Annotated in this window: 22 protein-coding genes; 18 read left to right on the top strand and 4 right to left on the bottom strand. The window is 58.1% G+C overall.

The features are described 5' to 3' along the window. Nucleotides 1-19: 19 nt before the first annotated feature. On the bottom strand, nucleotides 20-628 hold the full coding sequence (locus tag SJY13_RS10175; RefSeq protein WP_377190621.1) for an NAD(P)H-dependent oxidoreductase: 609 nt from the start codon (nucleotides 626-628) through the stop codon (nucleotides 20-22). Between the two features lie 125 nt (nucleotides 629-753). Between SJY13_RS10175 and SJY13_RS10170 the strand changes: the two genes are divergently transcribed. From SJY13_RS10170 to SJY13_RS10150, 5 genes are all read left to right on the top strand, one after another. Further along, a complete protein-coding gene (locus SJY13_RS10170; RefSeq protein ID WP_377190619.1) occupies nucleotides 754-1,128 on the top strand; it encodes a winged helix-turn-helix transcriptional regulator in 375 nt (124 codons plus the stop codon). A 236-nt stretch (nucleotides 1,129-1,364) separates the two neighbouring features. Further along, nucleotides 1,365-2,315, top strand: coding sequence for an ABC transporter substrate-binding protein (locus SJY13_RS10165; protein ID WP_085821508.1), 951 nt, complete (start codon nucleotides 1,365-1,367; stop codon nucleotides 2,313-2,315). Nucleotides 2,316-2,392: 77 nt separating this feature from the next. Then, complete coding sequence (locus tag SJY13_RS10160) at nucleotides 2,393-3,430, top strand: quaternary amine ABC transporter ATP-binding protein (protein ID WP_085821507.1); 1,038 nt, start codon at nucleotides 2,393-2,395, stop codon at nucleotides 3,428-3,430. Next, nucleotides 3,423-5,012, top strand: coding sequence for an ABC transporter permease (locus SJY13_RS10155; protein ID WP_377190617.1), 1,590 nt, complete (start codon nucleotides 3,423-3,425; stop codon nucleotides 5,010-5,012). Before SJY13_RS10160 ends, SJY13_RS10155 begins: the two co-directional genes overlap by 8 nt. Before the next feature lie 54 nt (nucleotides 5,013-5,066). Then, a complete protein-coding gene (locus SJY13_RS10150; protein WP_377190615.1) occupies nucleotides 5,067-6,041 on the top strand; it encodes an arginase family protein in 975 nt (324 codons plus the stop codon). On the opposite strand, the gene SJY13_RS10145 is transcribed toward SJY13_RS10150, so the two are convergent. Both SJY13_RS10145 and SJY13_RS10140 read right to left on the bottom strand, forming a co-directional pair. Continuing rightward, nucleotides 6,038-7,006, bottom strand: coding sequence for an agmatinase (locus SJY13_RS10145; protein ID WP_377190613.1), 969 nt, complete (start codon nucleotides 7,004-7,006; stop codon nucleotides 6,038-6,040). The genes SJY13_RS10150 and SJY13_RS10145 overlap by 4 nt on opposite strands. A 73-nt stretch (nucleotides 7,007-7,079) precedes the next feature. Beyond that, nucleotides 7,080-8,600, bottom strand: a complete 1,521-nt coding sequence (locus tag SJY13_RS10140; protein ID WP_377190611.1) for a trimethylamine methyltransferase family protein — start codon at nucleotides 8,598-8,600, stop codon at nucleotides 7,080-7,082. Nucleotides 8,601-8,785: 185 nt separating this feature from the next. Here SJY13_RS10140 and SJY13_RS10135 point away from each other — a divergent pair, with 185 nt between their 5' ends. Beyond that, a complete protein-coding gene (locus tag SJY13_RS10135) occupies nucleotides 8,786-11,221 on the top strand; it encodes a GcvT family protein (RefSeq protein WP_377190609.1) in 2,436 nt (811 codons plus the stop codon). A gap of 90 nt (nucleotides 11,222-11,311) precedes the next feature. Next, nucleotides 11,312-12,283 (top strand): LysR family transcriptional regulator, encoded by a 972-nt coding sequence (locus SJY13_RS10130; protein ID WP_085821501.1) that lies wholly within the window; start codon nucleotides 11,312-11,314, stop codon nucleotides 12,281-12,283. Here the strand turns inward: SJY13_RS10130 and SJY13_RS10125 are convergent. Then, nucleotides 12,280-13,305, bottom strand: a complete 1,026-nt coding sequence (locus tag SJY13_RS10125; RefSeq protein WP_085821500.1) for a LacI family DNA-binding transcriptional regulator — start codon at nucleotides 13,303-13,305, stop codon at nucleotides 12,280-12,282. The genes SJY13_RS10130 and SJY13_RS10125 overlap by 4 nt on opposite strands. A gap of 138 nt (nucleotides 13,306-13,443) precedes the next feature. Between SJY13_RS10125 and SJY13_RS10120 the strand changes: the two genes are divergently transcribed. The 11 genes from SJY13_RS10120 (at nucleotide 13,444) to SJY13_RS10070 (ending at nucleotide 22,454) form a co-directional block, all read left to right on the top strand. Next, nucleotides 13,444-13,629 (top strand): hypothetical protein, encoded by a 186-nt coding sequence (locus tag SJY13_RS10120; protein ID WP_085821499.1) that lies wholly within the window; start codon nucleotides 13,444-13,446, stop codon nucleotides 13,627-13,629. A 24-nt stretch (nucleotides 13,630-13,653) separates the two neighbouring features. Beyond that, nucleotides 13,654-14,799, top strand: a complete 1,146-nt coding sequence (locus SJY13_RS10115) for a TRAP transporter substrate-binding protein (protein WP_377190606.1) — start codon at nucleotides 13,654-13,656, stop codon at nucleotides 14,797-14,799. Between the two features lie 111 nt (nucleotides 14,800-14,910). Next, complete coding sequence (locus SJY13_RS10110; RefSeq protein ID WP_377190604.1) at nucleotides 14,911-15,423, top strand: TRAP transporter small permease; 513 nt, start codon at nucleotides 14,911-14,913, stop codon at nucleotides 15,421-15,423. Between the two features lie 11 nt (nucleotides 15,424-15,434). Further along, on the top strand, nucleotides 15,435-16,763 hold the full coding sequence (locus SJY13_RS10105; RefSeq protein ID WP_085821496.1) for a TRAP transporter large permease: 1,329 nt from the start codon (nucleotides 15,435-15,437) through the stop codon (nucleotides 16,761-16,763). A 12-nt stretch (nucleotides 16,764-16,775) separates the two neighbouring features. Then, entirely contained in the window at nucleotides 16,776-18,083 is a 1,308-nt protein-coding gene (gene hisD / locus SJY13_RS10100; RefSeq protein WP_377190602.1) for a histidinol dehydrogenase, read from the top strand. Continuing rightward, complete coding sequence (locus SJY13_RS10095; protein WP_377190600.1) at nucleotides 18,076-18,837, top strand: SDR family NAD(P)-dependent oxidoreductase; 762 nt, start codon at nucleotides 18,076-18,078, stop codon at nucleotides 18,835-18,837. Before hisD ends, SJY13_RS10095 begins: the two co-directional genes overlap by 8 nt. Beyond that, a complete protein-coding gene (locus SJY13_RS10090; RefSeq protein WP_377190598.1) occupies nucleotides 18,834-19,814 on the top strand; it encodes a zinc-dependent alcohol dehydrogenase in 981 nt (326 codons plus the stop codon). Before SJY13_RS10095 ends, SJY13_RS10090 begins: the two co-directional genes overlap by 4 nt. Before the next feature lie 23 nt (nucleotides 19,815-19,837). After that, entirely contained in the window at nucleotides 19,838-20,248 is a 411-nt protein-coding gene (locus SJY13_RS10085) for a universal stress protein (RefSeq protein ID WP_085821492.1), read from the top strand. A 48-nt stretch (nucleotides 20,249-20,296) separates the two neighbouring features. Continuing rightward, the gene (locus SJY13_RS10080; RefSeq protein ID WP_085821491.1) at nucleotides 20,297-20,803 is read left to right on the top strand and encodes a decarboxylase; all 507 of its coding nucleotides are present in this window, start codon (nucleotides 20,297-20,299) and stop codon (nucleotides 20,801-20,803) included. Beyond that, nucleotides 20,800-21,354, top strand: a complete 555-nt coding sequence (gene comE, locus SJY13_RS10075; protein ID WP_377190596.1) for a sulfopyruvate decarboxylase subunit beta — start codon at nucleotides 20,800-20,802, stop codon at nucleotides 21,352-21,354. The genes SJY13_RS10080 and comE overlap by 4 nt, the downstream gene beginning before the upstream one ends. Then, nucleotides 21,354-22,454: an alpha-hydroxy acid oxidase gene (locus SJY13_RS10070; protein ID WP_377190594.1), complete on the top strand. Its 1,101-nt coding sequence runs from the start codon at nucleotides 21,354-21,356 to the stop codon at nucleotides 22,452-22,454. The genes comE and SJY13_RS10070 overlap by 1 nt, the downstream gene beginning before the upstream one ends. Nucleotides 22,455-22,466: the final 12 nt, after the last annotated feature.

The raw sequence follows: 22,466 nt of genomic DNA, 5'->3' as shown, positions 1-22,466 counted from the left end.
GCGGTCAAAGGCATGAACTTCAGGCAGCGACGGTTTCCACTTCTGTAAACGCGTTTTTCAGATGGGCTCCAAACCGGTTGAAATCGGCCTCGATGGTTGGGTTTTTCATAACGTCAAATACTGTGAAGGTGGGCAGGGGCTGCAGGCCAATGAACTTGGCCGTCAGGTGCAGCGGGCCCATCAGGTCATCTACGCTGCTGCCTGCAAAGAACGGCTCGGCCTTGTTGTCAAACGCCTCTTTTGGCGCGTTGAATGTGACCGATAGCATGTACTTCTTGGTGTTCAGCTTGCCGCCCATGCCGTAATTCTGCTTGGGGGCATCAGATGTCCGGCCGTCCCCGTCGGCAAACCGTCCGTCCATTGCCGAGGTATAGACCTCGTCCATGTACTTTTTGAAAGGCCACGGCACGCCCATCCAATTCACAGGGAACTGCATCAGAATTGTGTCTGCCCACAAATGCGCGTCGACCTCAGTCTTTGGGTCATACCCGTCGGCTACGGTGGTGATGCGGACCTCGTGACCCAGGTCAGTCAAGATGCTGCGTGCCTGTTCGGTTAGGCTGGCATTCAGTTTTCCGGGAGCACCTTCATAGGGTTGCGTGCCGTTCAAAATCAGGATGTTGCTCATGTCCGTGTCTTATATGTTGCGTGAATCCCTTGACGTGTCGCGGGTTCGAGGTGAAATTGTGTACTTAGGTTTCGAAAATCAACCAGTATACTTTTGGTAACCTTCAAACTCATGAGGGCTATGTGATGTCTGCAAGGCTCAAGTCGGATGAAGCACAGAAAAAACAGGCTGACCGCGGGTGTTTCCAGCCATGCTCAATTGAAATTGGAATGCGCATTCTGGGCGGCAAATGGACCGGATCCATTCTGTGGCACCTGAAAGACGGGCCGGTCCGGTTCAATGACCTGTCACGAATGATTGGCGGGGCCAGTAAGAAGATGATCACTGAACGGCTTCGCCAGCTCGAGGCTCAGGGCCTGGTGGATCGAAAAGTCATGCAAACCTCACCAGTGTCCGTGGAGTACTCCCTAACCGACTTTGGATGCACTGCGCTGGGCTTTCTTGAGAAACTGCGTCAATGGAGCGAAACTCTGCCTGACCGGTTTTCAGTCGTCGACTGACGGTGTTTTGCAAAAAACCGAAACTAAACTATGATGATATCGCATACTTGGTTTTGTCTAAGGTAAGCCTTGATGGCCGATATGATCACATGCTTCAATTTTCTGGCCAAACCAGCGCAACGGGCCGCTGGCCGAAAGCTTGGGAAGCATCGTCTTCCCGACACTATTTGTAAGGTGCACACTGCCCCAGGGGTAAGAAAAACATGCGCCACAAATGCCCAACATGGAGATACAAAATGAAAAAACTAGCTACATTACTGGGAGGCGCGTCAATGGTGATCGCCGGGCCGGCAATGGCTGCGGACATCGTGATTGGTGTGCCGAATTGGCCGTCGGTCAATGCGACGGCGCATATTCTCAAAGTAGCAATTGAACAGAACCTTGGGCTTGAGGTCGAACTGCAAAACGGGACCAACCCGATCGTGTTCGAGGCCATGGATTCTGGTGCCATGCACGTCCACCCCGAGGTTTGGATGCCGAACCAGCAGAATCTGCATGACACTTATGTCACTGACAAAGGCACTGTGACGTTTAACGCCAATGGCGTCGAAGCGTTTCAGGGTATGTGCGTCGACAAGGCGACGGCAGAGGCCAATGACATCAAGTCGATCGAAGATTTGACCAACCCCGACAACGCCGCGCTGTTTGACAGCAATGGCGACGGACAGGGTGAGCTGTGGATTGGTGCGCCGGGTTGGGCCTCGACCAATGTCGAGAAAATCCGCGCGAAATCCTATGGCTATGATCAGGTTTTTGAGCTGACCGAGATTGACGAGACTGTTGCCTACGCAAATCTCGACAATGCGATCAAGGCCGGTGAGCCATGGGTCGGGTTCTGCTATACGCCGCATTACGTGTTTGCCTTGCATGATATGCAGATCCTGGAAGAACCGGCTTATGACGCGGCCAAATGGAATGTTCTTCAGCCCACGGACGATCCGGACTGGCTCGAGAAATCCGATGCTGGGGTTGCATGGGATCTTGCCTACCTTCACCTGCATTTCGCCAAGTCGTTGGAAGACGAGCATCCCGAAGTGGCCACCCTGTTGTCCAACATGAAACTGGACACTGATACAGTGTCGGCCATGACCTATGCGCTGGTGATCGAAGGCAAAGAACCAGAGGCCTATGCGCAAGAATGGGTTGGTGCGAACGAAGATGCCGTTCTGGGCTGGATGTCCGAGTGATTGACATCGACTGGAACTGAAACTCGGGCAGGCCGTCGGGATCACCCGGCGGCCTGTTTTGCATCAAAGGGACAAGTATGACCGAAACAGTCGTTAAACTGACGGATGTCTGGAAGATCTTTGGCGCACGTGCCGAAGAAGCCATGACCGCAGTACGGGACGAGGGGATAGGAAAACCCGAAGTCCTTGAGAGATTTGGTTGCGTAGTCGGCGTGCAGGGCGCGACCTTCGACGTGCCTCGGGGCGAGATTTTCTGCATCATGGGCCTGTCGGGATCCGGCAAGTCGACGCTGGTGCGCCATGTGAATCGCCTGATCGAACCCACCGCCGGAAAGATCGAGATCCTGGGCCATGACGTGTCCAAGATATCCGAGGCTGAACTGCGGCGCATTCGGGCGCAACAGATCGGGATGGTGTTTCAGCACATGGCGCTGATGCCGCACCGCTCGGTCCGCGATAACGTGGCTTATCCGCTGGAGATTCGCAAAGTCTCGAAATCCAAACGTTGGGCGGTGTCCGACCACGCGCTGGGTTTGGTAGACCTGACCGGGTATGAGGATCGCTTGCCCAAGGAACTGTCAGGCGGGATGCAACAGCGGGTGGGGATCGCCCGTGCGCTGGCCTCTGATCCGGAAATCCTATTGATGGACGAACCGTTCTCGGCCCTTGATCCTTTGATCCGGCTGCAATTGCAGGATCAGTTCAAGGCACTGGTGGCCCAGTTGCAGAAAACAACACTGTTCATTACCCATGACCTGGACGAAGCCATTCGCATCGGTCACCGGATTGCGATCATGAAAGACGGTGTGATCGTGCAGATCGGAACCCCGGAAGACATCGTCATGAACCCCGCCGACGACTATGTGCGCGAATTTGTGCAGGGGATTTCCAAGCTGAAGCTGGTCAAGGCGCATTCGATCATGGAGCCTCTGGAAAGCTATTCCGGCCCAACCGAGGGCGCACTGCGCGCAGATGAGGGCGCTGATCTGGACCAGTTGATTGACCTTGCCGTCAATACGGATTTGCCGGTCATTATCACCGATTCAGGTAACGACATTGGCGTCGTCACAAAGCCGCGCCTGCTGCGTGGTATTCAGGGGGGCAAAAATGACTGATGCAACCACAGAAGTGAAAGTAACCGCCGCCTCGGATATCGAAGTTGACCACGAGGCGCTGGACCGTTCGATCCACGAGTTTGCAGGTCCAAACGGCGAGTACTATGTCAAATCGTTTCACAAAATCCACGATGCCACCAGCGGCTTGCCCAACACATTCAACCACTGGGCGGCAATTCTGGGCCCGTTCTGGTCCGCTTCCCGCGCAATCTGGGGGATGTTCTGGGCCTTCCTGATCCTCGAAATCATTGCCTGGGTGCAGATCGGCCGCGGCGCGTGGGGCAACCCCGGCGCCGATCTGGCGGAACGCGCCACCCGTCAGCAGGACCGCGCAAACGAATTGCTGGGTCGGGCAGCTGATGCCACCGAAAAGGCGGATGTCGACCGGTTCACCAAACTGGCTGAGAACATCCAAAAGGCGGCAGATTCCAGTTTCGAAAAAGCGGCCGCGGCGCAGTCCGAGGCTGTGGGCATCATGATCACCGGCTTGCTGATGCTGCTGGTGTTCAAACTGGTGCAGGGGTTTTATGCGGACCGGGTCTATGAAAAGCAGTACTCGAACTGGCGAACGGATCCGACCACTACCGAAAGCGGACGATCCACGCGCAACACCGTGCTGGGCGCCGTTTTGATCGCTGCGATTGGGCCTTTGATTGTCTACAAGTTCACGGTCAACGCCTCTTTGGCCATGCTGGACGCCTTCCCTGAAAAGGAAGTGTCGGCGCTGTTTCTGGGTGAGGATGGCGGCACGCTGTTCTCCGCTCTTGCAAGCTGGATGGAGGCGCAGATTGACGCCGCAGCCGCAGCCGGTGGTGATGTCTTTGACGGCATTGTCGGTGGGGTCCGGACGGTTCTGGACGGGCTGACCATTGCGCTGATCGGATCGCCCTGGCCGGTTGTCATGCTGGTGATCTGTGTTACCGCGTGGCGTGCGGCGGGGCCGCGTGTCGCGATTTTCACCGCGTCTTCCTTGGCCTATATCGCACTGCTGGGATACTGGGATGTCGCAATGGAGACCGTGGCGCTTGTGGGTGCCGCGGTGTTGCTTTGCGTTGTATTCGGTATCCCGCTGGGCATCTGGTTTGGGAAATCCGCGCGCGCCTATCGCGGGGCGGAACCGGTACTGGATCTGATGCAGACGCTTCCGGCCTTCGTGTACCTGATCCCGATCATCGCCTTTTTTGGCACCGGTAACCCGCCGGGCATTCTGGCCACGATCATCTTTGGCATGCCGCCGGTCATCCGACTGACGGCGCTTGGGATGCGCGGGGTGCCCGACAGTATCAAAGAGGCTGCTGTGGCCTTTGGAGCTTCGAAATGGCAGTTGCTGAAGGACGTGGAAATACCTCTGGCCTTGCCGTCGATCATGACCGGGGTGAACCAGACCATCCTGATGTGCCTGTCGATGGTTGTGATCATCTCGCTGATTGGCGGCGGTGGTCTGGGCAAGGAAATCCTTGAAGCGCTGCAATACGCGGCCAAGGGCCCCGGCCTGCTAGGCGGCTTTGCGATCCTGTTCCTGGCTATGGTCATGGACCGGATTGTTCAGGGCGCCTTCCGTCGAGAAGACGAGAAACTCTAAAATCCGACGCCCCCGGTTCTGATCGGGGGCGTTTTTCTTTGAACGGGGCAAGAAATGACCGACCGCTACGAACAGTCCATGATGGAAAACCTATACTGGTGGGGCGTGCCCACCTTGTTTCGCTGTCCCAATGTCGGGCCGCAGGATCAGGATATCGCGCTGGTCGGGGTGCCACATTCAACCGGCAATGGTACTACTGAACGGGATCAGCATCTGGGTCCGCGCGCCCTGCGCCATGTCTCGGCCGTACAGCGCCGGGTGCATTCGCTGTTCGAAATCGACCCTTGGAATAGCGCAAAGATTGCCGATGTGGGCGATGTGCCGTTCCCCAAGGCCAATGATAACGAAGACTGCATCGAACGCATCACCACCTTTTTCAAAGACATCGACGCAGCAGGCGCACGCCCCGTCTCGGTTGGCGGGGATCACTCCATCACCGGAGGGATTGTACAGGCGCTGGGCGGTGGAAAATTGGCCGGCGGTGAGCCGATCAGCTTTCTGCATCTCGACGCGCACACGGATGTGTTCACCAAGGTTGACCACTTTCTGGGTGCGAAGAAATCAGCGGCCCATTGGGGGGCCTATCTGGCGGATCAGGGACAGGTCGATCCGACCCGGTCAATGCAGATCGGGCTGCGGGGGCATCCGCGCAGTCTGGACTGGCTGCAACCCTCTTATGATTATGGTTACAACATCGTCACCATGCGTGAGTTCCGTCAGCGCGGGCTTGCGGATGTGGTGGCGCAGACCAAAGAGGTTCTGGGCGATCGCCCGGTCTATATCACGTTTGATCTGGATTGCCTCGATCCGAGCATCGCACCTGCGGTTTCAAATCTGGAACCCGGCGAAAAGGGGTTCGACATTGATGAGGCCGTGGGCATCCTGCGCGCCGCGCGCGGGCTGAACATCGTGGGTGGAGACGTCGTCTGCATGATGCCCACCAAGGACAGCCCCAACAACATCACCGCCCTGACAGCGGCTGCGGTGATGTTCGAGATGATCTCAATGATTGCTGAAAACGTTCGCTAGCGCCGCGCCTCCACCGCCTGTGCCAGAACACAAAGTAGTTCGAACATCAGCGAGATGCCCAGCCAGGCGGTGCCACCACTGACGTCAAAGGGCGGCGAGACCTCGACCAGATCGGCCCCGACAAGGTTCAGGCCGCCCATCTTGCGAATGACCTGCTGGGCCTGGAAACTGTTGGGGCCGCCAATCTCTGGCGTTCCGGTGCCTGGGGCATAGGTCGGATCGACAAAGTCGATGTCATAGGTGCAATAGGTCGGAGCTGTGCCGACAATCTGCCGGACCTCGGCCATGACATCATCGATGCCACGGTCAAACAGCTCTTCAATGCGGATGATGCGAATGCCTTGGGCCTCACCCCACTCGATATCCTCGGTGTTGTACGCGGTGCCACGGATGCCGACCTGAACAAAGCGTTTGGGGTCGATCAGACCTTCTTCGACTGCGCGGCGGAAGGGGGTGCCATGGGTGAATTTGTGGCCGCCAAAGTAATCGTCGAACAGATCAGTATGGCTGTCAAACTGGATCAGCCCCAATGGCCCCGATGTGGCCAGCGCCCGCAGAACGGGCAGGGTCGTCAGGTGATCACCCCCGGCCGTCAGCGGTGTGATGTTTCGGGCCAGTAAGTCCGAGTAGAACGTTGTGACCCGGTCAAGCGTATCGTGGATATCCACCGGGTTCGGCGCGACATCCCCAAGATCCGCGCAATTGACCAGCGAGAAGGGCGCAACACCGGTGACTGGGTTCATCGCCCGGATCATGGTGGAAAAGTCGCGCAACTGGCGCGGACCATGCCGTGCACCGGGGCGATTGGTCGTGCCGCCGTCCCATGGAATGCCGATCAGACCCAGCTCAACCTCGCTAATGCGGTCATGATCCAACGGCATGTTTGGCAAGCGCATAAATGTCGGGACACCGGCAAACCGGGCAAGCTCCATCGCTGATACCGGCTGAAAAAACGAATTGGTCATAAGTGCCCCATCATTTTCAGGTTTCTCAGAGGACCCTAGCGGCTGATCCACGGCGAGGGAATGCCTGATGCATTCAGCTTAGGATGCGGAACCGTTTGCGGATTTCCGCGTCCTGTTCTGCGGTCAGGTACTGGGGGTGATGGGCCTCCAGAACTTCTTTCGCGGCCTGACGGGCCGAGGACCAGGCATCTTTTGCACCCTCTATCTGCCACGTTCTGGGTTCCTGCCGGTCGGCGAGTTCGGGGTAGAAATAGTCACGCTCCATCGCCGCATAAGTATGGGCGCTGCCTAGAAAATGCCCGTCACCCAGAACCGACTGGCAGATCGCGTCAAAGCCAAGGTTCTCTTCGCTGACTTCAATCCCGCGCAGGGCGCGATAGGTGTGAGAGTGCATTTCGTTGTCCAGAACAAAGGCCTCGAAACTTGCCCCCAACAGCGAGGCCGTCATGCCCGAACTTTCATAGATCAGGTTCGCGCCGGCCAGTGCAGCAGCCAGTGAGGTGATGCCTTTTTCGGCCCCATATTGTGCGTCGATCGCCTTGGCGTCGGTCATCGACGCCGCCACGCCCGAAGGCAGGCCCAACCAGTTGGTGATCAGAGCAGAAGCCGCGTTCAGGATGGCGGTTTCCCCACTACCTCCGGCAAAGGACCCGGTGCGCAAGTCCACGATGAAGGGCCAGTTTGAAAACACCATCGGAAAGCCCGGCTTGATCGTGTTGACCATAACCAGGCTGGCCAGTGTCTCGGCTAGGGACTGAGCCAGAAATCCGGCCATCGTCGCTGGTGCTGTCGCGCCTGCCTGCGCGGCGGTGATGCAGGACATAGGGATGTTGTGGGCAACGCATTCGTAAACCACGTCCACCGCATCCTCACCATAGCGCAGCGGGGAAATCACCGGGCTGATATGTGCTTTCAGAAAGGGTCGTTTGGCAAACTCACCCGGACCTCCGGCCACGATATCCAGCATCTCTACAATGGGCGCGACATGTTCGGCCAACGTGAACGAGGTCGCAACCGGCTTGGTTGTGTTGCGCACCAGTGCGTAGACCGTGTTGATATCCAGGTCGCTCACATCCGGCACGTCGGTTGCCACGCAACAGCGTGTGAACCAGCTGACATTTGCCAGTGTATCCTGCAACCGGGTGAAGTCATGCAAATCGGTCAAGGTAGACGGGCGATAGAGCCCGCTGTCGATATCCAACGTCTGAACGGCTGCCCCGCCGGTGCCAAAATACACGCGGTCGCCGCCCACATCGATAGACCGACCCGCATCCCGCCCGTGAAAGGTAAAGGTCTTGGCAGCGGTCGCAATAGCGCGTTCGACCATAGCACGCGGGAAAAGCAGCCGATCTTGTGTGCCCGGTAACGCGCCTGCCGCCCGCAGGTCCGCGGCAAGCCGATCAGGGACATTGCCCATACCGAGGGTTTCCAACAGGCGTAGGGCGGTGTCATAAATCTGATCGATCTCGGACGGGGTCAAGGGCTTGAACGCACCACCGCTCTGGCCCGGTGGGCAAGGGTCCACCACAGGCTTGGCCGCACGTTGCGCGTGACGGGCCTGGCGGCCGCTGCGTCTTACACCCTCAGATGGCATCCAGTCTCTTTCCCATGGTTTCGTGTGTTGCACCGTAAGATGCAATTCGCACCTATCGCAAAGGCGAAGTTTGAATATCAGAATCCTCAATCGCAGTTTCGTTTTTCTAACACAGGCCACAGCTTTCTTGTCCGCCTGTCCCATTTTTCCGCAAGACTTGTGCCGAACCAAAAGGAGCAGGGTCAATGAAGTCGCGCACCCAAGTTGTTGTGATCGGTGGCGGGATCGCCGGATGTTCGACACTGTACCACCTGACGCAGGAAGGGTGGACCGATGTGGTTTTGGTCGAACGGAACGAGCTGACCTCGGGCACCACCTGGCACTCGGCAGCGCAGGTGACCAATTTCGGGATGAACCAGACGATGGTGGGCCTGAAGACCCACTCGATCCAATTGTACAGGGAACTGGCCGAGGATCCGGACTATCCGATCAATTACCACCACGGGGATGGTGGTATCCGACTGGCCAATACCGAGGCGCAGATGCAGGGCTATCGCCACTTCGCCTCGATTGCCCGGGGAATGGATGTACAGTTTGAGGTAATTGATGCCGCAGAATGCGCCCGCCGCCATCCGCTGATCTCGACCGAGAACCTGATCGGCGGGCTGTGGGACCCGATGGATGGGGATATCGATCCGGCGCAGCTGTGCCAGGCATTGGCGCGTCGGGCAAGAAAAGCAGGGGCCGAGGTCTATCGCAACACGCCGGTGACCGCCCTGACCCAACACAGCGATGACACCTGGACCGTGCATACTGAACACGGTGATATCGACTGTGACATCGTCGTGAATGCCTGCGGTTACAGGGTAAACGAGGTCAGCGCGATGATGGGCGTGCATCACCCGGTCGCGTCGATGGAGCATCAGTATTTCCTGACCGAAGAGATCCCGGCCATTCGGGATGCGGGTCAAAGAATGCCGCTGCTGCGCTGTCCGATCAGCGACTATTACTGCCGTCAGGAAAAGAACGGGCTGTTGCTGGGATTCTATGAACAGGATTGCAAAACCTGGGGCATGGACGGGATCGACCCGAATTTTGTCAATGCGCTGTGCCCCGACGATCTGGACCGGGTGACGGATGTGCTTGAGGGGGCCTTTGCCCGCATGCCCGCATTGATGGAGGTTGGGGTTCATACCATCGTCAACGGCCCGATCACCTATACGATCGACGGTGCACCGTTGGTGGGGCCGATCCCGGGTAAGCGCAACGCGTTTTGCATTATAGGCCTGCGCGCAGGCCTGGGCGAAGGCGGTGGTCACGGGTGGTTGCTGGCCCAACAGATCGTGCATGGTGAGGCCTGCTATGACACTTGGTGCATCGACCCGCGGCGGTTCGCGGGCCACGCCAATGTAGAGCTGACAGCGCTGAAGGCGATTGAGGACTATCAAAATGAATTCCGGTTCCACTTTCCGCACGAACACCGCCCGGCCGGGCGCCCGGCAAAAACGACACCTCTGACACCGGTGCTTGCGGCAGAGGGGGCCGAGTTTACCGTGGTCAACGGGTGGGAGCGTGTGAACTACATCAAGCCCTCGCCCGATTTCTCCCCCACGCTCAGTTTCGATTTTGACGAAACCTTCGATATTATCGCAGCCGAAGTGGCCAACGTGCAAACCGGCGTCGGGCTGGCCGAGGTCAACGGGTTCAACCGGATTGAGATCACGGGTGCCGACCGCCACAGCTTTTTGGACCAGATGTTCTGTGGCACTGTCACGCGGCGGGATGGACGGGTCGGGCTGGGCTACCTTCTGAACCATCACGGGATGGTCAAAGGAGAGGCAACTGTCGCCAATCTGGCGGCCAGCGACCGAGGACCTTCCCGAGTATGGTACGGCTCTGCCGCGGCGAGTGAGCTTCATGACATGGACTGGTTGAGCCAGCATGTGCGGCCGGGCGAGGATGTCCATCTGCGCAGCCTGACCAACGATCAGACCATTCTGGTTCTTGCAGGGCCTAAGGCACGGGACGTTCTGTCTGCCTGTGCGCGGGGCGACTGGTCAGCGGCGGCATTCCCCTGGCTCAGCGTGCGCGAATGTTTCATCGGGATTGCCCCGGCCACGGTAATGGGTGTGAGTTTCTCAGGTGAGCTGGCCTATGAAATCCATATACCGAACGCCTCGCTTTATGCGGCATATCTGGTGCTGCGGCAGGCTGGTGACACCCATGGGCTAAAGCTGTTCGGCGCACGCGCGGTGGATTCGATGCGAATGGAGAAGAGCTTTTTGCACTGGAAAGCTGATCTGATAACCGAGTTTGATCCTTTCGAGACCGGGTTGGACCGGTTTGTGAAACTGAACAAAGGCGCATTCATCGGGCGTGAGGCCCTGCAGAAACGACAGGCAGGCAGGCCACATAAGAAACTGGTCGCGTTGCAAATCGATTCAGCCACCAGACCCGCACATCCGGGCGCTTCTTTGATACACGGTGAACATGTCGTCGGTACGATCACGTCAGGCGACTGGGGACACCGCACCGGAATGAACCTGGCGTATGCGTTTGTCGACCCTGAATTGGCAGAGATCGGGACGGGGATGAAGTTGGACTCCTGCGGGCAGACTGTGCCTGCGACGGTCATCGCACCCTCGCCCTATGACCCGGAATTCAGGCGGATGAGGGGGTAAACTCGGCGCGGCTTCTACATTTCTTCATTGCCGCACGGGCAAATCTTTGCTTCGGTAGTTTCGAAGTAATCGAAACAGCGGTTGTGTACGGTGTCGAAATCTCTGAGCCTTCGTTGGCTGGAAGTCTTTCAGCTGGTTGCCAAGTCAGGCTCGATCCAACAGGTCGCGTCTGAAACCGGGCTGTCGATCAGCACCGTGTCGAACCACCTGCGCAGCCTCGAGGGTGCCCTGGGTCTTGATCTTGTTGACCATGGGCGCCGCCCAATGGGCCTTACCCCTGCCGGTGAAGTCTTTGCGCGCTATGTGCGCGACGGGCTGACAGTACTCAAACGTGGTGAGGCTGAGATTCGGTCCGGGAACTGGCGGCACGCAACGGATTTACGTCTGGCTCTGATCGACGATTTCGACAACCAGATTGCTCCTGATCTGTTCCGCTTTCTGGCGCAGGCTCTGCCGCGTTGCAACTTTCGCCACTTCACGCGGCCCAGCCACGAGATCATTGCCAAGCTGCAGGAACACAAACTGGATGCCGGGGTCGCCACACGCCCGTCCGAGCGGACCGTAGGGCTGATCGAATACCCGCTGATGCGCGACCCGTTCATCGTGATTTTGCCAAAATCCTACGAAGATGCACCCGAAGACTTGTTTACCCCCGATGCCAGCCTGCCACTGCTGCGGTATTCGCGGGACTATATGATCGGGAAGCAAATCGAAATTCAGCTGGCCCGCAGCAAACACAACCTACCCAATCGGTTCGAGCTGGAATGCAACCAATCCATAATGGGTCTGGTTGCCGAAGGCAGTGGTTGGGCGATTACAACAGCCGCTTGTTTTCACCGCGCCCAAAAATTCCATGACAGCGTTCAGGCCATTCCGTTCCCGGGCAGAAACTTTGTGCGGACCGTCTCGCTTTTTACAACGGAAGTATACCCAGAGACGACCTCGGCCCTGATCCAGAAGGTTATGACAAAGCTGATCCGGCAGCATTTTACCGACCCGATGTGCGCAACCCATGCCTGGTTGAGGAACGATTTTCGAACGATGGACACGGATGCGGCCTAAGGTTTGGCGGGGCGTCCAAGGGATTGACGTTCAACAATTGTTGTCGGCAGCCGCAGCGCCGTGCCGTCCGCCGTTTTTTCCACCATCCCAACCAGCTCCAACGCGGCCTTCCGGCCCATGTCCCGATGCGGCACATGCACGGTCGTCAGGGCGGGGGTGGCGATCCGGGCCAATTCGATATCATCAAACCCGGTGATCGAGACATCCTGGGGCACCCTGAGGCCCATCTCTTGCGCTCGGCGAATTGCACCTACCGCCAGTACATCGTTCCCGCACAAAACGGCTGTCGGTCGGGTGCCCTTGGACATAAGGTTGGAAAACGCCGCTGCTCCGTTTTCGATCTCATAAGGGGTTTCGATGATCCGCAGGTCCGATACGGCCAGTTCGTTCTGCGCCACCGCATCACGCACACCTTCGACCCTCAGGCGGGCACGATCATTGCCCGCACTGATGCCGGAAATCATACCGATCCGTTTGTGACCCAACCCGATCACGCGGTTTGTCAGCTCGAACATAGCTGCGCGGTTGTCAAAGCCGATCGACGGAACCTGAGCGTCAGGCAAGTATGACCAGGCCACAAGCACCGGGATTTTCCGCCGATCCAGATATTCATAGATTTTTGGATCGCGATCATGCCCGATCAGCAACAGCCCGTCCGCGCCGCGTGCGACCAGGGTGCGAATCTGTTCTTCTTCTAGGTCGGGCTTGTAGGCAGAACTTGAGACCAGCAGCGTATAGCCGCGCTGGTGCAACTCTTCCTGAAACGCCTGTAGCCCGCGGGCGAAAATCGCGTTCTCCATTGTGGGGATGATCGCGCCTATGGTGAAAGTGCGTTTCGCCGCCATCACTTGCGCAGCAAAGTTCGGAGTATAGCCCAGCGTGTCAACCGCAGACAAAACCCGTTGGCGCGTCGCTTTGACCACTCTGTCAGGACTGTTGAGGCAGCGCGACACAGTTGCTGTCGAAACCCCAGCCATCCTGGCCACATCCTCCAGCGTCGGCGCGGACCGAAGTTTCGACATTTTCAAACTCGCAATTCGCTTTTGCCTATAAGTTTAGACTTTACCAAGCGCCAATGGAAGTGGTTCATGTAAGCGCTTGCATTTTTTATGTAAGCGCTTACAAATAGGATTGAGCCGAATCCAAAGGGAATCCCTGAAATGTTTTTGACTGCATCCGCCATCGTGTTTGCCATCTACTTTGCGAACGTGGCTTTGGGCGCTTTTGCAGCCAGTGCATTCCTTGGGGACGTAGGAGAGATGTTGGTTCTGTTCGCGGCCTCGATCCTGTTCGTTGTCGCAATTTTGAAAAAAGAAGCTGACCGCGACGCAGAAAGCGACGGCTGACTTTTCTGCTTGGGAGGGCACTAAATGAACAACGACAGAAACAAGCTTGCGTCGGAAGAACGCCGCAACTTCCTGAAGCTGAGCGCCGGGGGTGCGTTCACTGCTGCACTGGTTGCCGGGGCTGGCGGCGTGTTGTGGTCATCCGAGGCCGCGGCGCAGACAGCCAAGGAAGAAAGCGAGCGTGAGAAGGCCGCCGATCACGTCATGACGATTGCGACCGCTTATGTTCTGGGGGCGTCGCGCAGCTATCCGATCATGCAGCTGGATCTGAAGGAAAACATCCAGAACGCCACCAACGGCAAGGTCTATGTCAAGCTGGCCCCGGGCGGGCAGCTGGGCGCGGGTGGCGCGTTGGTGCAGAAGGTTCAGGGTGGCACCATTCAGGCCGCACAGCACTCGCTGTCGAATTTCGCGCCGTTTGCGTCGACCGTTGATCTGATCAACATGCCCTATCTGTGTGGTTCGAACCAGCGGTTCACAAACCTTGTCCATTCCGACACATGGAAAAGCGAAGTACACCCCAAGGTCGAGGCCGCAGGGTTCAAAGCACTGTTTTACGTGGTGATCGACCCGCGTGTTGTGGCCGTGCGTCAGGGGGGTAACCCAATTGTCACGCCGGGCGACATGAGCGGTGTGAAATTCCGCGTGCCGGGATCAAAAATGCTGCAACAGTATTACCGCATGGTCGGCGCGAATCCGACACCTGTGGCCTGGGGCGAGACACCTTCGGCAATCAAACAGGGTGTCGCAGATGCGCTGGATCCCTCAGTAGGTGCGCTTTATGTCTTTGGCTTCAAGGACATCCTCAGCAATGTCACCTTCACGCAGGCGGTGCCGGACAGTCAGGTTTATTCCTGCAACCTTGAATGGTTCAATTCGATGCCTGCCGATGTGCAGGAAGGCATCATGTGGGGCGCGGAAATGACCAGCCACCAGAACCTGTCCAAAGTGCCATCAGCCCGGGCCTATGCCATGGCCGAGCTGAACAAGGCCGGTGTGCAATTCCAGTCGCTGACAGATGATCAACTGGCGGAATGGCAAGATGTTGGTGGCTATCAGCGGTCTGAATGGGATCCGTTCAAGACTGAACTGGCCGGATCGATGGATAAGTTCGACAAACTGGTCGAAGCGGCCGGAACGCAGGGCAAATACTACGTCCACGACGCCTAAAGCTGCCGTGACGGGCGCTGATCGGGCGCCCGGTTTTACCACTCACAGCCAGGCCTGAAAGGGCCCGAACCAGAAGGCTTTGGCCTGGCTGTTCTATCGTCGAGGGACGTGATGACCATTTTTCAGAAAATAGACCGAAACGCAGAGCGTTGGTTGCTGCTGGTGTTCTACACGATGCTGGTCATCACCATGGCTATTGAGGTTCTGAGGCGGGAAATCTTTGCCTTTTCCTCAATATGGGGCGAAGAAATCGTCCGCTATTCTTTCATCTACCTGGCCTGGATCGGGGCCGCTGCGGCGGTCAAGGAACGGGCACATATTCGCATCGACGTGATCATGCATTACCTTGGGCCGCGCCCCAAGGCGTTGCTGTATATCTTCGGTGATCTAGTGATGTTTGGCGTGGCAGTCATTGCGCTCTACTGGTCGTATGAGGCGGTGCATGTCTCGGCCAAGTTTGGGTCTGTAACGGATGGTTTGCGGATCTCCAAAGTCTGGTTCCTGATGGCCGTTCCCACCGGATTTGCCCTGATGATCTGGCGTTTAATCCAGTCCTTCATGCGTGATTTGAAATCCCTTCGTGACGGCACTCCCGTCTTCGAAGGTGACAAGCTGTTTGACTGAGGAGAAACAGAATGCTCTGGGGTACCCTCAATCAATCCGTTGAACTGGGCTGGGATTTTTACCTGCCTGTCATCCTGTTCGTTGCCCTGATTGCGATGGCGGTTCCTGTTTGGGCCGCGATTGGAACGGCTGCGATCGTCATGCTGGTCATGTCCGGCGACCTGCCGCTTAGCCTTGTCGGAGAAAGCCTGTTTACCGGCATCGACGCCTTTGCCTTAACCGCTGTCCCGCTGTTTATCCTGACCGGAGACGTTCTGGTCCGAACGGGGCTGTCCCGAAAATTCCTGGACGTGGCCGAGGCATTGACCTGTTTCACCAAAGGCGGCTTTGGGTCGGCGACCGTTCTTGTTTGTGGTATGTTTGCCGCGATCTCGGGCTCAGACGCTGCGGGGGCTGCCGCTGTGGGGCGTATGACCATCAACCGGCTGGTCGAAAGCGGCTATCCACGCCCCTATGCATGCGCGTTGGTGGCTGCAGGTGCCTGTACCGGCATTCTGATCCCGCCCTCTATTGCCTATATTATCATCGGCCTTGTTCTGGGGATTTCCGCCTCGACCTTGTTTCTGGCAGCTCTTATTCCCGGCCTGGCCATTTTGCTGTCGATCCTGATCACCAACCTTATCGTGAACCGCATTTATCTGTACGAGGGCGGCGGGGTGATGACGTTTGGTGAATGGCTGGCCAATCTGGGCAAAGCGCTGAAGTCCGGATGGTACGCGTTTATCGTTCCCGGGATCATCTTCTACGGTATCTTCTCGGGTCGTCTGACACCGACCGAGGCCGGTGCGACCGCCGTTGTCGTCACCATCGTCATGGGCTTTATCATGCGCACTCTGACGCTGGCGGATTTCCCGTCGATGCTGGTCAGCTCGGCCAAAGTGAACGGTGTGATCCTGCCGATCATCGCCTTCTCGGCGCCGCTGGCCGAGGCGCTGGCGATCATGGGCGTACCACAGGGATTTGTAGCATCGATCACGGCGCTGACGGACGATCCTTACGTTTTGATCCTGTTGATGATCGGCATTCTGATTGCGGCTGGCTGTGTGATGGAAACTACGCCCAACATCGTGATCCTTGCACCAATCCTCAAACCGCTCGCGGATAATATCGGCATGAACGAAATCCAGTTCTGCATCATGATGATCACCGCGCTGGGTGTAGGGTTCATCACGCCGCCGCTGGGGCTGAACCTGTTTGTCGTATCTGGCATTACCGGTGAGTCCATTCTGAAGATTGCGGCTCGTGCGGTGCCCTTTGTATTGACGATGCTGATCGTCGTTCTTCTGATCGCTTATGTTCCAGCGGTTTCAACAACCCTACTTCCTGCAATTTACCAATAGGACTTGCTGACTATGCCTCGTGACTATTTGAAAAAGGCGACCCTGACCGCTCAATCCCATGCCACCGAGGTGCATGATACGGTCAAAACCATCCTTGCTGATATCGAAGTAGGCGGTGACGCCAAGGCGCTGGAATACGCGGTCAAGTTCGACAAGTTCGAAGGCAACGTCTTGATGACACAGGCCGAAATAGACGCCGCAATTGCTCTGGTTCCAGAAAAGCTGAAGGCTGATATTCGGTTTGCTCATGATAATGTGCGCCGCTTTGCGGAAACCCAAAAAGCAACGGTGTCGGATGTCGAGATGGAGATCGTGCCCGGCTTTGTCGCTGGTCAAAAAGCGATCCCGGTCGACGCGGCGGGCTGCTACGTTCCTGGCGGGCGGTATAGCCATATCGCCAGCGCGATCATGACAGTGACAACGGCCAAGGTTGCCGGGTGCCGCCACATCACCGCCTGTTCTCCGCCGCGCCCGGGAGAAGGGGTTGCACCTGCGATTGTCTATGCTGCGCATATCTGTGGCGCTGACAGCATTTTGGCTATGGGCGGCGTGCAGGGTGTTGCCGCGATGACCTACGGCCTGTTCGGCCTGCCGAGTGCCAATATCCTGGTGGGCCCGGGCAACCAGTTTGTGGCCGAAGCAAAACGTATTCTTTACGGCACAGTTGGCATCGATATGATCGCGGGCCCGACGGATAGCCTGGTGCTTGCCGATGCCACTTCGGACGCGCTTGTGGTGGCGACCGATTTGGTCAGCCAGGCCGAGCATGGCTATAACTCGCCCGTTTGGCTGATCACGGATGATCGCGCGCTGGCGCAAAAGGTGATGGATTTGGTGCCAACACTGATCGAGGATCTGCCCGAGCTGAATCGCGAAAACGCCTCGGCCGCGTGGCGCGACTATGCCGAGGTGATCGTCTGTTCGGACCGCGAAGAGATGGCGGCCTGTTCGGACGAATACGCCCCCGAACATCTGACCGTTCAGGCCGAGGAACTGGATTGGTGGTTGAACCGGCTAACCTGCTACGGCTCATTGTTTCTTGGAGAAGAAACGACGGTATCCTACGGCGACAAAGCGACGGGTACCAACCACGTGCTGCCGACCTCAGGTGCGGCCAGTTACACAGGTGGGTTGAGTGTCCACAAGTATATGAAGATCGTGACATGGCAGCGGGCTACGCGGGAAGGGTCCAAGTCTATTGCTGTGGCCACTGCCCGCATATCGCGCCTGGAAGGGATGGAAGGTCACGCCCGCGCGGCAGATGTGCGTCTGGCCAAGTACTTCCCGGATGAACAGTTCGACCTGACTGCAGATGGATGACCCCCGTACGCTATTTGACCTGACTGGGCGGGTGGCTTGTATAACCGGGGCAAGCTCTGGCCTTGGTCGCAGGGTTGCCAAAGCGCTGGCTGCCGCTGGTGCGCAGGTGGTCGGCGTCGCCCGCAGGGCCGAGGCGTTGGATGATCTGAAGGCTGAAATCGGTGACAAAGCCGATACCGTCGTGGCCGACATCGCCGAACGCGGGCAGATCGGTGCTCTGGTAGAACAGATCAGCGCTAAATTTGGCGCGCCTGACATCGTGATCCATGCGGCCGGGGTCAACACACGCGAAGCGGCGGACGATGTGACACCACAAGGGTGGGACACGACCCTGTCTCTGAACCTCAGCGCGCCGTTTTTTCTAAGTCAGGCCATGGTGCCTGCAATGAAAAAGCGCGGATGGGGGAGGATCGTTAACTTTGCCTCACTGCAGACGATCCGGGCGTTTCCCGGGGGGATTGCCTATGGCGCCACCAAAGCCGGGATCGGGCAATTGACCCGCGCAATGGCCGAAGCGTGGTCGCCGCATGGCATTACCGCCAACGCCATCGGGCCAGGGTTTTTCCCCACGGAACTGACACAGGCTGTTTTTGATGACCCCGAGCGTGCCGCACGCAACGCCGACCAGACCTGTATCCGGCGCAATGGCCGGATGGAGGATATCGACGGGCCGATCCTGTTTCTGTGCTCCAAGGCGTCGGATTACGTAACGGGTCAGGTCCTGATGGTCGACGGGGGGTTCACCGCAAAATGAAAGCGCTGGTCTATGAGGGTGTTGAACAGGTGGCATTTCGGGACGTTCCGGACGCATCCCCGCGCGAGGGTGAGCATCTGATCCGCATTGAGGCCGTTGGTATCTGCGGATCGGACATGCACGCGTATCTGGGTCATGATGCGCGCCGTCCCGCGCCCTTGATCCTGGGGCACGAGGCTGCAGGTGTGATAACAGGTGGTTCGCGGGATGGGGCCCGGGTGACGATCAACCCTTTGGTCAGTTGCGGCGCCTGTACGGCCTGTTCCGAGGGGCGCGAGAACCTTTGCCCTGACCGCCAGATCATCTCGATGCCGCCGCGCGAAGGGGCCTTTGCCCAATACGTTGCCATGCCTGAGACCAATCTGGTTACGGTGCCGGATCATGTGAGCTTTGCCCGGGCTGCGTTGGCCGAGCCCTTGGCTGTCAGCTGGCACGCGGCGCGTCTGGGCCTTGAGGCGCTGCATCCGGGAATGGACAAAACGGCTTTGGTGATTGGCGGCGGCGCCATCGGAGTGGCTGCTGCCTTGGCATTGATGGCCATGGGGTCGGGCGATGTTGTGATCGTTGAACCCAGCGAATTGCGGCGCAACTACCTACAGGGCGTTGGCGGTTTCAATGTGGCCGCAGAAACAGAGGATACGTTTCCCCTGGTGGTCGACGCAGTTGGATTTGCGGCAACCCGGGCATTGGCCTCTGCACGGGTTCAACCGGGCGGCGTGATCGCACATGTTGGGCTGGGCGAGGACACCAGAGGGTTGGATATCCGCCGTATGACCTTGCAAGAAATCACATTTATCGGCACCTATACTTACACGGCCGAGGATTTCCGCCAGACAGCACGGGCCATATTCGATGGTCGCCTGGGCCGTCTGGACTGGATCGAAGAACGGGCGTTGTCCGATGGGGCTGAGGCGTTCCGGGACTTGCGCAAGGGGGCTGTCGCGGCCCCGAAAATCATCCTCGCACCATGGGTCTAGGCCCGGCAATAACGGAGGTATTCATGTATAAGAAAATTCTGGTTCCCATGGCATTGGATCACGGCATTTCGCAGCACACGTTGCAAGTGGCCCGGGCTTTGTCAGCGGATGGTGCCGAGATCGTTGCACTGCACGTCTATGAGATGCCGCAGGGCTCGGTCAGTGCGTATCTTGACAAGGACACGGTGGCCGAAGGCTTTCGCGCGGCGGGCAACCTGCTGCGGGAAAAGGTCTCGGGGCTGGATGGAATCAAGCCTGAAATTACTCGTGGGCACACCGCGCGGACCATTATCGACTACGCCAACGACAACGATGTGGATTGCATCGTTATCGGCTCGCACAAGCCGGGCCTCAGCGATTACTTCCTGGGATCAACTGCGTCACGGGTTGTGCGCCATGCCGGCTGTGCCGTGCATGTGCATCGCAGGGTTTAATCAATTAATCGCGCCGCGGGCGCCCCAAACAGGACAGACAGACCAGATATGAATATCGACAAGAAGATCACTGACGATCTGGCCGCAAACGATGTCTCGTTTGTGACCACCGTGCCGTGTAAGCAATTGGCAGGAGTGATAGAGGAAATCGACCAGCGCGACGGCATCTTTCACATCCCCTCGAACAAGGAAGACGAAGGCATGGGCCTGTGTGCCGGTGCCTGGATGGGCGGCAAACGCCCGGCCATTATCATGCAGAACACGGCCATCGGTGTGACTATTAATACGCTGGCGACGCTGATCCAGTATTACCGGATGCCGCTGCCTATGCTGATCTCGTACCGGGGTGAGCTGCGCGAGCCGATTGCCTGTCAGGTGGAAATGGCAGTGCATACCAAGGCCCTGTTGGCGCAGCTGAACATCCCGACCTACCATTTTCATCATCAGGCCGATGTCGAAGAGTTCGACGCGATCCTGAAATATACGTTCATGTGCAACAAACCGGTCGCCATCCTGACCGACGCCAATTTCTGGGGAGGCTACGGCGACCAATGATCCGTTCTGAAATCCTGAAGGAAATCGCCCCGATCCTGCGTGATCAACTTGTCGTCTGCAACATCGGCATCCCCAGCCAGGAGTTGCACGCTATCGACGACCAGTCGTCCAATTTCTACATGCTGGGGACGATGGGTCTGGCCTCGTCCATCGGTCTTGGGCTGGCGCTGTCGCAGCCGAAACCGGTGATCGCGATTGATGGGGATGGGTCAGTTCTGACCAATCTGGGTACGTTGCCAACCATCGCCAATAACGTGGCTGACAATTACATCCTACTGATCGTCGACAACGGCTCTTACGGGTCCACCGGGGATCAACCAACCTATGCGGGGCAGAAAACCTCGCTGACGAAAATGGCGCAGGCCGCAGGATGTGAGCGCGTGATCGAATGTCAGGCCGAAGACACCGGGCGCGTTCTGCAGGAGGCGCTGGACGCCAAACAGATGACGATCATCGTCAGCAAGTGTGAAAGTGGCAATGCCAAAATGCCCCCGATCACGATGGATCCGGTGGTGATCCGCGACCGCTTTATGAAGGCCGTTCAGGCCTGATGGGGCCACCCGCCATTCACAGCGCAGAAGACGCCCGCCGATTGGCGCGGCGTCGTTTGCCCTGGATGGTGTTTGATTACATTGACGGGGCGGCGGGGGCAGAGGTTGGTGCCGCCCGCAACCGCGCCGCGCTGGACGCAATGACGTTGCGCCCGCGGGTGCTGCGGGATGTAAGCGAGCGGTCTTTGTCCACGGATCTCTTTGGCAAACAGGCACGACGGCCTTTTGGCATTGCACCTATGGGCATGTGCAACCTGTCCACCCCCGGGGCGGATCTGATGCTGGCTAGGCTGGCCGCACGCAATTTGGTGCCGCTGGGCGTGTCGACCGTGGCGTCGACGCCGATGGAACAGTTGATCGAAGCTGCCGAGGGCAACGCCTGGTTTCAACTGTATTTCAGCGGAGACGGGGCAGGAACCTTCAAACTGGTCGAACGCGCGCAGGCTGCAGGGTATGAAACGCTGGTGCTGACCGTAGACGTTCCTGAGGTCGGGCGACGCCCCAGAGAGCTGCGCCATGGCTTCAAGATGCCCTTCCGGATTGGTCCGCGCCAGTTTGTGGATTTCGCCCTGCATCCCCGCTGGTCATTGGCGACGTTGTTTCGCGGAAAGCCACAAATGGCCAACTTTCAAATGGATGGGTATGACTTTGACCGCACCGAAAGCCGGGCGCGGGCGACATGGGATACGCTGTCCCGTCTGCGCGATACATGGGGCGGAAAACTTGTTGTCAAAGGCGTGCTGGACCCCGAAGACGCGCGGGCCGTCAAGGCGGCGGGCGTCGACGCGGTGCAGGTTTCAAGCCACGGCGCGCGACAGCTGGACAGTGCCCCGTCTGCGTTTGAGGCGCTGTCGGCGATCCGGGCCGCTGTTGGGCCCGAATATCCGGTTTTCTATGACAGTGGGCTGCGATCGGGTGAGGATGTCGCCAAAGCGCTGAAACAAGGCGCGGATTTCGTGTTCTTCGGTCGGGTCATGCAGTTTGCCATGGCCGCAGCAGGAGAGGTCGGGCTGCAGCAGCTGTGGGAGGTACTGGGTGATGAGTTCAGTATTGCGATGGCTCAGATCGGGGTGACCACGATCAGCGAGTTGAAGGCCTAAAACCGTCCGGGA

The organism is Ruegeria meonggei (assembly GCF_042768335.1).
Classification (GTDB): Bacteria; Pseudomonadota; Alphaproteobacteria; order Rhodobacterales; family Rhodobacteraceae; genus Ruegeria; species Ruegeria meonggei.
Note: the sequence above shows the minus strand (reverse complement) of the source record. Positions and strands in the feature narration are given on the sequence as shown.

Excerpts from the sequence above, each read along its gene's own strand:
- SJY13_RS10090 (WP_377190598.1), top strand. The coding sequence starts at position 18,834 with ATGAAAGCGCTGGTCTATGAGGGTGTTGAACAGGTGGCATTTCGGGAC.
- SJY13_RS10160 (WP_085821507.1), top strand. The coding sequence starts at position 2,393 with ATGACCGAAACAGTCGTTAAACTGACGGATGTCTGGAAGATCTTTGGC.
- SJY13_RS10170 (WP_377190619.1), top strand. The coding sequence starts at position 754 with ATGTCTGCAAGGCTCAAGTCGGATGAAGCACAGAAAAAACAGGCTGAC.
- SJY13_RS10080 (WP_085821491.1), top strand. The coding sequence starts at position 20,297 with ATGAATATCGACAAGAAGATCACTGACGATCTGGCCGCAAACGATGTC.
- SJY13_RS10145 (WP_377190613.1), bottom strand. The coding sequence starts at position 7,006 with ATGACCAATTCGTTTTTTCAGCCGGTATCAGCGATGGAGCTTGCCCGG.
- SJY13_RS10085 (WP_085821492.1), top strand. The coding sequence starts at position 19,838 with ATGTATAAGAAAATTCTGGTTCCCATGGCATTGGATCACGGCATTTCG.
- SJY13_RS10140 (WP_377190611.1), bottom strand. The coding sequence starts at position 8,600 with ATGCCATCTGAGGGTGTAAGACGCAGCGGCCGCCAGGCCCGTCACGCG.
- SJY13_RS10125 (WP_085821500.1), bottom strand. The coding sequence starts at position 13,305 with ATGTCGAAACTTCGGTCCGCGCCGACGCTGGAGGATGTGGCCAGGATG.
- SJY13_RS10110 (WP_377190604.1), top strand. The coding sequence starts at position 14,911 with ATGACCATTTTTCAGAAAATAGACCGAAACGCAGAGCGTTGGTTGCTG.
- SJY13_RS10095 (WP_377190600.1), top strand. The coding sequence starts at position 18,076 with ATGGATGACCCCCGTACGCTATTTGACCTGACTGGGCGGGTGGCTTGT.
- SJY13_RS10115 (WP_377190606.1), top strand. The coding sequence starts at position 13,654 with ATGAACAACGACAGAAACAAGCTTGCGTCGGAAGAACGCCGCAACTTC.
- SJY13_RS10135 (WP_377190609.1), top strand. The coding sequence starts at position 8,786 with ATGAAGTCGCGCACCCAAGTTGTTGTGATCGGTGGCGGGATCGCCGGA.
- hisD (WP_377190602.1), top strand. The coding sequence starts at position 16,776 with ATGCCTCGTGACTATTTGAAAAAGGCGACCCTGACCGCTCAATCCCAT.
- SJY13_RS10120 (WP_085821499.1), top strand. The coding sequence starts at position 13,444 with ATGTTTTTGACTGCATCCGCCATCGTGTTTGCCATCTACTTTGCGAAC.
- SJY13_RS10175 (WP_377190621.1), bottom strand. The coding sequence starts at position 628 with ATGAGCAACATCCTGATTTTGAACGGCACGCAACCCTATGAAGGTGCT.
- SJY13_RS10165 (WP_085821508.1), top strand. The coding sequence starts at position 1,365 with ATGAAAAAACTAGCTACATTACTGGGAGGCGCGTCAATGGTGATCGCC.
- SJY13_RS10155 (WP_377190617.1), top strand. The coding sequence starts at position 3,423 with ATGACTGATGCAACCACAGAAGTGAAAGTAACCGCCGCCTCGGATATC.
- comE (WP_377190596.1), top strand. The coding sequence starts at position 20,800 with ATGATCCGTTCTGAAATCCTGAAGGAAATCGCCCCGATCCTGCGTGAT.
- SJY13_RS10105 (WP_085821496.1), top strand. The coding sequence starts at position 15,435 with ATGCTCTGGGGTACCCTCAATCAATCCGTTGAACTGGGCTGGGATTTT.
- SJY13_RS10070 (WP_377190594.1), top strand. The coding sequence starts at position 21,354 with ATGGGGCCACCCGCCATTCACAGCGCAGAAGACGCCCGCCGATTGGCG.
- SJY13_RS10150 (WP_377190615.1), top strand. The coding sequence starts at position 5,067 with ATGACCGACCGCTACGAACAGTCCATGATGGAAAACCTATACTGGTGG.